9 protein-coding genes are annotated in these 12,782 nt (G+C 58.5%); 4 read left to right on the forward strand and 5 right to left on the reverse strand.

Features of this window, described 5'->3' with window-relative positions; genetic code table 11:
- Positions 1–62: 62 nt before the first annotated feature.
- The 5 genes from G6R15_RS20620 to G6R15_RS20640 form a co-directional block, all read right to left on the reverse strand.
- Positions 63–1,580: a trimethylamine methyltransferase family protein gene (locus tag G6R15_RS20620; protein WP_164661869.1), complete on the reverse strand. Its 1,518-nt coding sequence runs from the start codon at positions 1,578–1,580 to the stop codon at positions 63–65.
- Positions 1,577–3,979 carry an FAD-dependent oxidoreductase gene (locus G6R15_RS20625; protein ID WP_164661870.1) on the reverse strand — a complete coding sequence of 801 codons (2,403 nt, stop codon included), beginning with the start codon at positions 3,977–3,979 and terminating at the stop codon, positions 1,577–1,579. Before G6R15_RS20625 ends, G6R15_RS20620 begins: the two co-directional genes overlap by 4 nt.
- A 137-nt stretch (positions 3,980–4,116) precedes the next feature.
- Complete coding sequence (locus G6R15_RS20630; RefSeq protein ID WP_164661871.1) at positions 4,117–4,746, reverse strand: glutathione S-transferase family protein; 630 nt, start codon at positions 4,744–4,746, stop codon at positions 4,117–4,119.
- A gap of 77 nt (positions 4,747–4,823) precedes the next feature.
- Positions 4,824–5,972, reverse strand: a complete 1,149-nt coding sequence (locus G6R15_RS20635; protein WP_164661872.1) for an acetate/propionate family kinase — start codon at positions 5,970–5,972, stop codon at positions 4,824–4,826.
- Positions 5,973–5,981: 9 nt separating this feature from the next.
- On the reverse strand, positions 5,982–6,479 hold the full coding sequence (locus G6R15_RS20640) for a class I SAM-dependent methyltransferase (protein WP_255456194.1): 498 nt from the start codon (positions 6,477–6,479) through the stop codon (positions 5,982–5,984).
- Between the two features lie 229 nt (positions 6,480–6,708).
- Here G6R15_RS20640 and G6R15_RS20645 point away from each other — a divergent pair, with 229 nt between their 5' ends.
- The 4 genes from G6R15_RS20645 to G6R15_RS20660 are packed head-to-tail and all read left to right on the forward strand — an operon-like array spanning position 6,709 to position 12,583.
- Entirely contained in the window at positions 6,709–8,481 is a 1,773-nt protein-coding gene (locus G6R15_RS20645; protein WP_164661874.1) for an ABC transporter ATP-binding protein, read from the forward strand.
- Between the two features lie 52 nt (positions 8,482–8,533).
- The gene (locus G6R15_RS20650) at positions 8,534–10,390 is read left to right on the forward strand and encodes an ABC transporter substrate-binding protein (protein WP_373456024.1); all 1,857 of its coding nucleotides are present in this window, start codon (positions 8,534–8,536) and stop codon (positions 10,388–10,390) included.
- Positions 10,391–10,403: 13 nt separating this feature from the next.
- The gene (locus G6R15_RS20655; protein ID WP_164661876.1) at positions 10,404–11,432 is read left to right on the forward strand and encodes an ABC transporter permease; all 1,029 of its coding nucleotides are present in this window, start codon (positions 10,404–10,406) and stop codon (positions 11,430–11,432) included.
- Positions 11,429–12,583 carry an ABC transporter permease gene (locus G6R15_RS20660; protein ID WP_164661877.1) on the forward strand — a complete coding sequence of 385 codons (1,155 nt, stop codon included), beginning with the start codon at positions 11,429–11,431 and terminating at the stop codon, positions 12,581–12,583. Before G6R15_RS20655 ends, G6R15_RS20660 begins: the two co-directional genes overlap by 4 nt.
- Positions 12,584–12,782: the final 199 nt, after the last annotated feature.

Raw genomic sequence — 12,782 nt, forward strand, 5'->3', positions numbered from 1 at the left:
ATCTCTTCATCACGCCAGTGCAATGATGACTGCTTACGCGTTGCTCATATCCGGTCCCTTGCTCAACTCTCAGGTGGTGCGCCGCCCTCCTCGGTCCGACGGGCGATAAACTCCTGAAGCGCGCCAACGCGGTCTGCGTCATGATTGGGTGCTTTAAATTCGTTCACAATGTTCTTCCAAATACCGGTCGCACGGTGGTTGGCGTCCACTGATCCGCGTTCAGTCCACGTTCCGAAATTCGACCAATCGCCCACGACCGGCTCATAAAACTGCGTCTGATAACGCTCCATTGTGTGGGTCGCGCCAAAGAAATGGCCCGAGGGCTGTACCTCGCGCAACGCGCTGAGCGCGATATCAGCGTCTGTTGCCGGGGTGCCCGCGCAAAGTTCGGCGACCATCTGCAGGACTTCCAGATCGGTGATGATCTTCTCGTAGGATACAGTCAGTCCGCCCTCTAACCACCCGGCCGAATGAATGACGACGGTCGCTCCGGCCATCAGGCAGCCCCACAGACCAAACTGGCTTTCATTAGCGGCTTGCGCATCGTTGACGTTGGCCGCACTGCCCCCCGCGCACCGCCACGGCAGGCCCAACCGTCGCGCCAATTGACCGGCAACCAGCGAGGCGGTGAAATGTTCCGGCGTGCCAAATGCCGGCGCGCCGGATTTCATATCAACGTTCGAGGTAAACGTGCCATAGCACACCGGCGCACCGGAGCGGGTCAGCTGCGTCAGGGTGATCGCGGCCAAAGCTTCGGCATGGGACAGAGTCATGGCGCCTGCCACGGTGATCGGCGCCATGGCGCCCATCAAGGTGAACGGCGTCACGATCGACACCTGCCCTGCGCGGGCAAAGTCGATCAGCCCTTGCGCCATCGGCATGTCGATCACGCGGGGCGAGTTGGTGTTGATGATGGTGTAACACCATGGGGTCGCGTGAAATTCACCGTCCGAAATGCCGCGGAAATCGCGGATCATCTCGAACCCGTCCATCACCTGCGGCGTGCCACGGGAATAGAGGAACGGCACCTTGTCCGATTGCGTCAGGATGGTTTCCGTCATTGCGTAATGGCGCAGATGCATCGGGACGTCCTGCGCCTCGACCAGAGGCGGGATCATCTGCAGCACATCGAAATGCTGCGTCAGCTGCACCATCTCGCGGAAGTCAGACAGCGAACCGGGACGGCGACCCCGTTCCAAATCGGTGGCATGGGGCGCACCTGCACCTGGTTGAAAAACCAGCGATCCCAGCTCCAGCGTAATGTCACGCTCGCGCACCGCGCCTCGAATCGGGACGGATTTCGGGGCGCTTGCGATCGCGGCCTCAACCATCTCACGACCGATAAAGACCATCTCGTCGTCGACCCGTGCGCCACCTTGCCGGAACAGTTTTCGCGCCTCAGGCAGCAGCACCTTGATGCCGATGTCTTCGAGCACCTCAAGTGAGGCCTGATGCAGCGCCTCGATCCGGTCGTCTGAGAAGGCCCGCATCGGGGGGAATGGATTGCGCAGATTGTGATAGTCGACCTTGCGTTGTTCGGCGGGGGCTTCGACCCGCGCTCGTCTGCCGCGTCGTGTCATGCCCGCATCACCTTACCTTGGGGATCGTAAGGCGAGGCCTCGATGACCTTGGCCTGCCGTTCGACCCCGACGATATGTACACTCAGGTCAGTGCCAACCGCTGCCTGTTCGCGGTCCACCAGCGCCATCGCCAGCGATTTTCCGGTGTGATGGCCGTAGGCACCAGACGTCACAAAGCCCACGCGATTGCCATCCGACCAGATCGGTTCATAGCCGCTGGCATCCGCATCCACTGCGTCGATTTCCAACGTGACCTGCACTTGTCCGGGGCCGTTGCCATCGCGTTCAGCCATAGCTGCTTCGCGCCCGACAAAGTCTTTGTCCCGGTCGATCCAGCGATCCATGCCGGTCATACCGGGCGTATAGCCTTGGGTGAATTCCGCCGACCAGATGCCAAAGCTCTTTTCGATCCGGGTTGACAGCATGGCGTTGAAACCAACCTCGCGGATGCCCTGATCTGCGCCCGCTTCGAGCAGCATCCGACGCAGGGCAATGTGGTCGCCATACCGGCAGTTGATCTCATAGCCCTTCTCGCCAGTCACCGACATGCGGGCCACATGGGTGCGCACTAATCCAATATCAAACTGCCCGCAGCCCATGAATTGCAGCGCGCCGATGTCCTGTTCAGCCAGCTTCTCGACCACCTGTCGCGATTTCGGGCCGATGACGGCAAATCCACAGACCTCTTCGCCCAGATCGCGCAGGGTCACACCATCATCCATGTGATCGTTGAACCAACGCATGTGCCAAGCGCGCAGGTAATAGCTGCCCATGACCCAATAGCGGCCATCGCCCCAGTTCAGCACGGTCAGATCGCCCTTGAGCTTGCCGGTCTCGCTGAGCATCGGCGCGAGTTTCGCCCGCCCCGGCCCCGGCAGTTTCGACGCCATGACCCGATCCAACCAGGCGGTAGCGTTCGGCCCCGAAACCTCGAACCGGGAAAACCCTGTGATGTCGAGCAAAGCCGCGCCTTCGCGGATCGCCTTGCACTCTTCGCCCACGATATCATGGGCGTTGGAACGCTTCAGTGTCGGTGTTTCCTCGAAACCTGGCTCGGCGAAATAGAGAGGCACTTCCAGATCCCAGCTCACGCCCCATTTGCAGCCAGCCGCTGTCATCGCATCGTGGGCGGGTGCCATTTTCATCCGACGACCCGCCGGAAGTTGTTCGTTGGGATAGGTCATCACGAAACGGCGGGAATAGAATTGCCCAGTCGTCTCGCGGATGTAGCGTTTATTCTGCGCAAAATCGCCATAGCGGGCAACGTCCATGCCATAGACATCTGCTTCAGGCTCGCCGTGGATCATCCATTCGGCCAGTGACTTGCCGACGCCACCACCCTGCAGGAACCCGGCCATGACCGCGCACGCCGTCCAATAACCGCGTTTGCCCGGCACCGGGCCAACCAATGGGTTGCCGTCGGGCGAGAAGGTAAAGGCCCCGTTCACCCAAGTTTTGATACCCGCGTCGTTCAGGCAAGGATAACGCTGGAACCCAAGGGTCAGTTCATTCTCGATCCGACCCAGATCCTCTTGCTGCAGCTCAAACCCGTATTCCCAGGGTGCGCCGTCTTCCATCCAGTGGTCGTGGTCAATCTCGTAGATGCCGACCAGCATCCCCTTTTGGTCCTGCCGCATGTACGTGAACCCTTCGAGATCGACAGTCATTGGCAGTTCATGATCCAGCGCTGCAACCTCGGGGATCGCATCGGTGATCAGATAGTGGTGGTTGAGTGGTGAAACGGGCAGTTCCACCCCGGCCATTCGCCCCACCTGCTTGGCCCAAAGGCCAGCGGCGTTGACCACATGTTCGCAATGGATCGTGCCTTGTTCGGTCACAACCTCCCACCCCTCAGAGGTCTGGTTCAGTTCCAGCACACGGTTGTTTTCGACCACTGTTGCGCCGCGTTTTTTAGCAGCCCCAGCATAGGCCTGTACCGTGCCCGTGGTGTCGATGTACCCCTCGCGATCGGCCCACATGCCACCCAACAGGCCATCGGTTGACATCACCGGGTTCAACTCTCGGGCCTCTTCTGGCGTGACAAGGCGGCAATCTTCGATGCCGATGGATTGGAACACGCGGTAAGCCGATTGCAGCCATTCCCAGCGGTCCGGGGTTCCGGCCATCGTCAGGCCGCCGGTCATGTGCAGGCCGATGTTCTGGCCGCTTTCACGCTCGATCTCGGGCAGCAGGTCGATGGTGTACGCCTGCAGGGCCGCGATGTTTGGGTCGGCGTTCAGCGCATGGATACCGCCCGCAGCATGCCAGCTGGACCCAGCAGTCAAAACCTTGCGCTCGATCAGGCAGACATCGCTCCAACCAAGCTTGGCCAGATGATACAAAACCGAGGCGCCAACAACGCCGCCTCCAATAACAACCACGCGGTAATTCGACTTCATCCGACCCTCCTCTGCCTGACATCAAAGGGACGCTATTGCGATTGTTCACACCTGTCTAGACATTTATGTACAATACCATCGAAGCAAAAAAGAAGCCGACATTGCGTCGGCCTCATGCTCTGTGATTTTTCGCGGGTTCAAAGCTGCGCGCTTGGCCGAGTTTTGATCGCCTCGTACCAGTCCAGGGCGGCGGTGTGGCTTTCAGGGATACGTTTTTTTACGACTCGTGCGAAGTCGACGAACACAAAAGTCGAAATGTCGGCCAACGTGAAATGATCGCAAGCAATGTAGCGACTGTCCTGCAAACGGGCCTCGAGCACATCAAAAAACTGGTCGATCCGCGCCAACCCGCGTTCGGCCAGTTCAGGGATTTGTGCATGATTGGCAGGCCCGGGAATAGCGCGGCCCTTGAACGCCGGATGCGTGTTGCGCAGCGCCTCGGCCACGGGCATGCCGCCCTGCTGTTCGGCGATGGAATTCCACATCAGCACCAGCCCCTTTTCATCCGCCGTGCGCCCCATCAAAGGCGGCTCGGGCGTGTGCGCCTCAAGGTAGGCGGCAATGCCAAGGTTTTCGGTCAACACCGTGCCCTCGTCCGTCACCAGCACTGGGATCGTGGCGCGGGGGTTCACGGCTTTGAACTCATCGCTCAACTGTTCACCCTTGGCGATAGAGATATCGCGGGTTTCGATCGTCAGCCCCTTTTCGGCGATGAACATCCGCGCACGACGGGGGTTGGGGGCGGTGGAGCAATCATAAAACAGCATGGGCAGCCTTTCCTGTCAGGTGGTCGCCCAACGATGACAAGGACATGCGCTTACGCCTAGCCCCCACCCAAATAACCCTACGGCATCACGTGGTTCGCCACGGCTCGTGCGATCACCCTTTCTTCGTCTGCTGGAATGACCAGAACTGGGATCACCCCGTCCGAGATCACGTGTTCGTTGGCGTGATTGGCATCCGCATCCAATGACAGGCCCATGAATTCCATCTCATCTAGAATCCGCGCCCGGATTTCCGGGGAATTTTCGCCGATGCCCCCGCAAAAAATCACAGCGTTCAACCCACCCAACACTGCAACCATCGCGCCCAGTTCGCGTTTGATGCGGAAAACATAATAGTCGATGGCCTCTGCCGCGCGCCGGTCGTCACTCGCAAGCAAAGTGCGCATGTCATGGCTGATCTCGCTCAATCCCAAAAGACCGCTTTTCTTGTACAGGATATGCGTGATCGCCTCGGCGCTGTGCCCCTGCTCCATCAGATAAAGCAATACACCCGGATCCAACTGCCCACAGCGGGTGCCCATTGGCAGGCCATCGAGCGCCGAAAACCCCATTGTGGAACCGATGCTTTGCCCGTTTTTGATGGCACACATGGAGGCACCATTGCCCAGATGGGCGATCACCACCCGCCCACGCGCCAAGATTGGATGCTCTCGTTTCAGCGTGTCGGTGATGTAGTCATAAGACAGCCCGTGAAAACCGTACCGCCGCACGCCTTTTTCATAGAACCGTCGGGGTATAGCAAAGGCGTCATTCACGAAAGAATGCCCTTGGTGAAACGACGTGTCGAAGCACCCGATCTGAACGGCATCCGGGAACGCCGCTTGTGCCGCGCGAACCGCGGCCAGGTTGTGCGGCTGGTGCAGGGGTGCAAGCGGGACCAGCGTTTCCAACTGCCCCATGACTTGATGCGTCAACTCTACCGGCCCGGTAAAGGTCTTGCCACCATGCACGATCCTATGACCGACACCCGTGACTACGTGGCCCTGCAACACGGGCTCAATGGCCTCAAGAATCGCCTGTACGGCCGAAACGTGGTCAGCTGGCCCGATCTCAACCGTCTTCTTTTTCGGGTGGCTCAACATCAATTGCGCCACGGGCCCAAGGTTTTCGACCTGTCCAAGCAGCAGCAACTCAGGCTCATCTGCGGCCAGATAGACCCCGAACTTGATCGAAGAACTGCCAGCGTTCAGCGTCAGAAGCCCGCTCATATCAGCACTCTAGCGACGATAGATGAAACAGCGCCCTTCCACCGCGCCGGGCGGCAGCGGCAATTCGCTCAGCGTCTCAAAATACATTCGGTCGCTCGACACCATCAGCCCATCGGGTGCCAGCAGCGGCTCGATCAGGGGCGAGACGAGGCGCGCAAACACATCGTTCTTTTCGCGGTTGTGCCCACCCAGATCAGCATGGATCAGGCTGGCCGTGGGGCCAAAACGTTCGACTGACGCGGGCAATGTTTCACGCACATCACCCAGGATCAGCATTTCCTCTGGTGGCGTCGAATCCGGGTGAGAAGCCACTGCGCGTTCGAACACATAGGTATCGCGCCCTTTGATGTGGGTTTTCATGTGGTGGTAGGTCCGCCCGTTGCCCAACCCCAGCTCGAACACCGGGCCGGTCATGGCAGCGGTTTCGGCAATCGCAAAATCCAGGCAAGCGCGTTGCGAGACCATTCGGTCGATGAAAAGATCTAGGCGACTGACATCTCGGCTCACTGGGATAACTCCTTTGGCGCAATCGGCCGTTTGGGACGTAACTTTACCTGTCATGCCAAATCCGGCTGCGCTTGTGTAGACACAGTTAACTGAATTCTCCCTGTTTCGTGACGTTTAGTCACAATTTCGGGTTTGACTAGTGGGGGGTGCGCGCGCGAAAGTGACGCAGAATGACCAGGGGGATCGATAGACTTATGTTGCGTACCGGCCAGTCGGGTGGATCGCCTGAATGACCCCTTTGTTATCTGTGGAAAATCTGAGCATTGGATTCGGGTCCGGCGACGCCGTCGTTCAGGATGTTAATTTTAACGTGATGCCCGGCGAAACACTGGCTTTGGTTGGGGAATCTGGATCAGGCAAGACCGTCACCTGCCGCGCTGTGCTGCGCATCCTGCCGCGCGCCGCGCAAATCCGATCAGGCCGGATCACTCTCAACACCGAAAAAGGCCCGCTGACCCTGACGGAGATGTCAGAACGCAAGATGCGCGATGTTCGCGGCGATCAGGTGTCCATGATTTTTCAGGAACCGATGCGTTCGCTGTCACCGCTTCATCGGATCGGCAATCAGGTCAGCGAAGTTCTGTGGCTGCATCGCGGTGCATCCGAGAAAGAGGCAAAGCGGCAAGTTCTGCAAACGTTCGAGAGGGTGGGCTTTCCCGACCCCGAACGCGCCTATCGGTCTTATCCGTTTGAAATGTCAGGCGGTATGCGCCAGCGCGCCATGATCGCCATGGCCATGGTGTCCAAACCCGATCTGCTGATCGCAGATGAACCAACGACCGCCCTCGACGTAACCACACAGGCGCAGGTTCTGGGCCTGATCAAAGAGCTGCAACAGGAAACCGGCATGGCGCTGGTCTTGGTAACGCATGATTTGGGTGTCGTGGCGAACATGGCCGAAAAGGTCGTGGTCATGCACAAGGGCCGGGTAATGGAGGCCGGTGCCGCGGAGCCCTTGCTCAAGAACCCAGCCCACCCCTATACCCAACAACTGTTCAACGCGGCCCCCGCCATTCCGGCCGAAGCGCGTCCTGCGCCCCCCCTGCCGGACGACGATCTGATCCTGGAAATGAACAAGGTCAACAAGACCTTTACCATGCGGTCCGGGTCAGCTTGGAAACCAGACGCTTTGGTCCATGCCTGCCGGGGCGTTGATCTGAAATTGCCGCGCGGCAAGACGCTTGCCATCGTGGGCGAAAGCGGCTCGGGCAAGACCACCGCAGCTCGCATTGCGCTTGGGGCCGAATTGCCGGACCAGGGCAGCGAGGTTTTGTTCCGCGCCACGCCAGATGCTGACCCGATCACCGTGCACAAGATGTCCCGTGCCACCCGCACCGCGTTCCAACGCGATGCACAAATGGTGTTTCAAGACCCCTACAGCTCGCTCAGCCCGCGGATGCGGGTGCAAGACGCAATGACCGAGCCGTTGGAGATCCACAAGATCGGCACCAAAGCAGAGCGGCGCGACAAGGCAGCCCAGATGCTGCAGCGTGTCGGGTTGAGTGAAGAGATGCTCAAACGCTACCCGCACGCGTTTTCGGGCGGTCAGCGTCAACGCTTGTCCATCGCACGCGCCATGATGCTGGACCCCTCGTTGATCGTCTGTGACGAGCCGACATCGGCCCTTGATGTATCGGTTCAGGAACAGATCCTGACCCTGCTGGAAAAGTTGCAAGAGGGCCTGAACCTCAGCTACCTCTTCATCTCACACGATCTGGCCGTTGTGGCCCGGATCGCTGATGAGGTGGCCGTGATGCGCCAGGGCTTGATCGTTGAACAAGCCCCGCCTGATACCCTATTCTATAATCCCCAACATCCTTACACCAAAGCCTTGATCGCGGCTCAACCCGAGCCTGATATCGAGCGCCCCATCAACCTCAAACTGGTCGCCCAGGGCGCCGGCTCTCCTGAAAAATGGGCCGAAGCCTTCCGTTTTACCGACACCATGGTACCCTCATTGGTGGAGCTGGAACCCGGCCATAAGGTACGCTGTCATGTTTGAACCCAAACGCTGCTCTTTGATTCTTGCCGCATCTCTGGTGATCGCCAGCCTGATGCCGGCAGGTGCGAACCCTATACCACCGCTGCAGGAAAGTACCTTCTGGCAGGCCGAAGTTGACGCCGGTGATCTGCCTCCCGTGAATGAGCGCATCCCCGACGAGCCAATCATTGTCGATCTCAAGGCCAAAGGTCGCGAATTTGGCCAGCAAGGCGGCACATTGTCGACCATGGTGACCCGATCCAAAGACATCCGGCAGATGGTGGTTTATGGCTACGCCCGACTGATCGGATATAACGAAAACTATGAGCTGGTGCCGGATCTGCTGGCCTCGTTTGAGAATGAAAACAACCACAAGTTCACCTTGCGCCTGCGCCCTGGCCATAAATGGTCGGATGGTGCGCCATTTACATCAGCCGATTTCAAATACTGGTGGGAAGATGTTGCCAACAACCCACTGCTCAGCCCCGCTGGCCCGCTTGATTTCCTGCGCATCGAAGGCGAGTTGCCCACGGTTACATTCCCCGATGAACTGACAGTTGTGTATCAGTGGGAGCATCCGAACCCGAACTTCCTACAGTCACTGGCTCAGGCGCGTCCGCCATTCATCTATCGCCCCTCGCATTTTCTGAAAGATTATCATGGCGATTATGCCGACCCTGAACCGCTGGCCGAAAAGGTCGAGGATGCCCGCGTAAAAAGCTGGGCTGCCCTGCACAACAAGCGCGACAACATGTACAAGTTCGACAATTCCGAGCTGCCCACGTTGCAACCCTGGATCAACGCCAGTGCCGGTAAGAAGATCCGTCACAATTTTGTTCGTAACCCTTACTATCACCGCATCGATAGCAACGGCTTGCAACTTCCCTACATCGACATCGTCGAGATGGAGATCGTGGCCCCCGGTCTAGTCGCCGCCAAGTCCAATGCGGGCGAAGTCGACTTGCAGGGGCGCGGATTGGACTTCCGCGACACTTCGATCCTGAAAAAAGGTGAGGCTGACGGGGACTACAAGACCAACCTTTGGCAAACAGGTGTTGCCTCACAAATCGCGATCTATCCCAACTTGAACTACGCCGATCCGGTTTGGCGCGAGGTTATGCGCGATGTGCGCGTGCGCCGCGCGCTGTCCATGGGGATCGATCGCAAAACCATCAATCAGGCACTGTATTTCAAACTGGCCAAGCCGGGCTCGATGACCGTGTTGCCCGCCTCGCCTTTCTTCAAGCAAGAACATCGCGACGCCTGGGCTGCCTTTGATCCCGAAACCGCGAATGCCCTGTTGGACGAGGCTGGACTGGACAAGCGCAATGGCAACGGAATCCGTATGTTGCCCGATGGCCGTCCGATGGAGATCGTCATTGAAACCGCCGGCGAGCGGCAAGAAGTTGAAAACGCGCTGCAAATCGTGACAGATACTTGGCGCGAGATTGGCGTGAAGCTGGTTATGCGCCCGCTTGATCGCGACATCCTGCGCAATCGCGTCTATGCCGGCAACACTATGGTCGCGGTCTGGTTTGGTTGGGACAATGGCATTCCACAAACCTACACCTCTCCTGATTACCTGGCCCCGCGCCATCAAGAATTCATGGCGTGGCCAAAGTGGGGACAGCACTATCAAACCAACGGTGATGTGGGCGAGGCCCCTGATATTCCGGCTGCGCAGCGCCTGATGGAGCTGGCCTTGATTTGGGACCGCGCCGACAACGACGAACAGCGCACAGCCGCCTGGAACGAGATGCTGGAAATACACGCCGATCAGCTATTTGGCATCGGTATTCTGGCCGAAGCGCCGCAGCCTATCGTCGTATCAAACCGGATGCGCAACGTGCCCAAGAAAGGCCTTTGGGCTTGGGACCCCGGCGCGCATTTCGGTGTTCATCGCCCCGATGAATTCTTCATGGCCGAGTGACGGGACAAGCTGAATGAGCATCCTGCGCTACTCAATCTATCGCTTTGGCACCATGCTGCTCACCCTGCTGGTGGTGTCGATGCTGGTGTTCGTGATCATCAACCTACCGCCGGGTGACTACCTGTCGAACCAGATCGCCGAGCTCAAGGCATCCGGCCAATCCGCAGGCGTCGCCAAGGCTGAATTTTTGCGCAAGGAATACGCGCTGGATCGCGCGCTTTGGGAGCAATACATGATCTGGATGGGCTTCATGCCCGGCCCGCATGGCTTTTCTGGCCTCATCCAAGGTAACTTTGGTTGGTCATTCGAATTCGACCGCCCCGTGCGTGAGATTGTGGGCGACAGCCTGTGGCTGACCGTTCTGGTCAACATGGCCGCCATCGTCTTTGTTTATGCTCTGGCGCTGCCTTTGGGCGTAATCGCCGCCGCCAAATCCCGTACCTGGATCGACTATACATCCGCATTTGTTGGCTATCTTGGACTGGCAACGCCGAACTTTTTGCTGGCGCTGATCCTTTATTATTACGGGCGCAAGTACCTGAACATTCCAATTGGTGGCCTGATGGACCCTTCCTTCGAAGGGGAACCGCTGAACTGGGAAAAAATGAAGTCGATCATGGTTCATTTGATTGTGCCGACCATCGTAATCGGCACCGCTGGTGCTTCGGCGATGATGCAGCGCTTGCGCGCCAACATGTTGGATGAACTGGGCAAGCCGTATGTTGAAACTGCGATTGCCAAGGGCATGGCCCCTAGCCGGATGTTGACCAAATATCCGCTGCGCGTGGCCTTCAACCCCTTTGTGGCTGACATCGGCAACCTCTTGCCCTCGATGGTGTCTGGTTCTGTTCTTGTCTCGGTAGTCATGGGCCTGCAGACGATCGGGCCGGCGCTGCTCACTGCGCTCAAGACTCAAGACCAGTTCCTTTCGGCCTTTATTCTGATGTTCGTCGCATTGCTGACCCTGATCGGCACCATGATTTCAGACATCCTGCTGGTCATGCTTGACCCGCGCATCAGATATGAAGGGCGCGATTCATGACCAAACTCCCCGATGGGCGCTACGTCGACGACGCGCCATATGACCCACAGGTTTCCATACAACAGTTGGAACGCCGCGATCTGGACGCGCCAAATTGGGTGCTGATCTGGCGCAAATTCAAAACCCACAAGCTGGGTCTGATATCGGGTATCTTCCTTCTGTTCTGCTATCTGATGCTGCCCTTTGCGGGCTTCATCGCACCTTATGGCGCCAACGAGCGGAACTCGGACCACCTTTATGCCCCGCCACAGGCCGTGCATTGGGTACACGAGGGTGAATTCCTGGGTCCCTTCGTCTATCCAATAACCGCCGAAGCAGACCTGGAGACGTTTCAATGGGTGTTCAAACCGGACACCTCGACCCCGGTACAACTCGAGTTCTTCTGCGAAGGTGCCGAGTACAGTTTGGCGGGTTTCATCCCCAGCGACACGCATCTGTTTTGCGCCCCTGACGGGGCCACGCTGTTCCTTTGGGGGTCCGACCGCTTGGGTCGAGATGTGTTCAGCCGCATCCTTTACGGTGCGCAACTGTCCCTGACCGTGGGTCTGATCGGCATTTCGGTATCCTTCTTCCTTGGTATTCTGCTGGGGTCAATTGCAGGTTATTTTGGCGGCCGCATCGATTGGGTCATCAACCGCGTGATCGAAATCCTGCGCTCTCTGCCCGAACTGCCTTTGTGGCTTGCTCTGTCCGCCGCTGTGCCCTCGAATTGGGGGCCCGTTGCGGTGTTCTTCATCATATCCATAATCCTCGGCATCCTCGATTGGCCGGGCCTTGCGCGTGCCGTAAGGGCCAAGTTCCTGAGCTTGCGTGAGGAGGAGTACGTCCGGGCGGCCGAGATGATGGGTGCAAGCTCGGGCCGTGTGATCCGCAAGCACCTGCTACCCAACTTCATGAGCCATCTAATTGCCAGCGCGACACTGTCGATCCCTGCGATGATTTTAGGGGAAACCGCGCTCAGTTTCCTTGGCCTGGGCCTGCGGGCACCAGCCGTCAGTTGGGGCGTGATGCTAAACGATGCGCAGAACCTGGCTTCAATCGAAATCTATCCATGGACAGCGATCCCGATGATCCCGATCATCATCATTGTGCTGGCATTTAACTTCCTCGGCGATGGCCTGCGCGACAGCCTTGATCCCTACCAACAGTAAGCAGAGCGATGGGGGTTCCGCCCCCGGCTCTGCGCCACTCCCCCGAAATTACTTAAGCAAGAAGAAGTAAGGGGCGCCACTCCCTTCGTTGCGTTCTGCGGCACTCTCGACCCCAGCAAAGCAACCACGACGCGCGTCAGCGCGGCGCCACGCCCAACCCCGAGACGTCTTTCGTCAGAAAGATGCCGAGGGGGCGGGA

It is taken from the genome of Tropicibacter sp. Alg240-R139, assembly GCF_900537075.1.
Classification (GTDB): domain Bacteria; phylum Pseudomonadota; class Alphaproteobacteria; order Rhodobacterales; family Rhodobacteraceae; genus Falsiruegeria.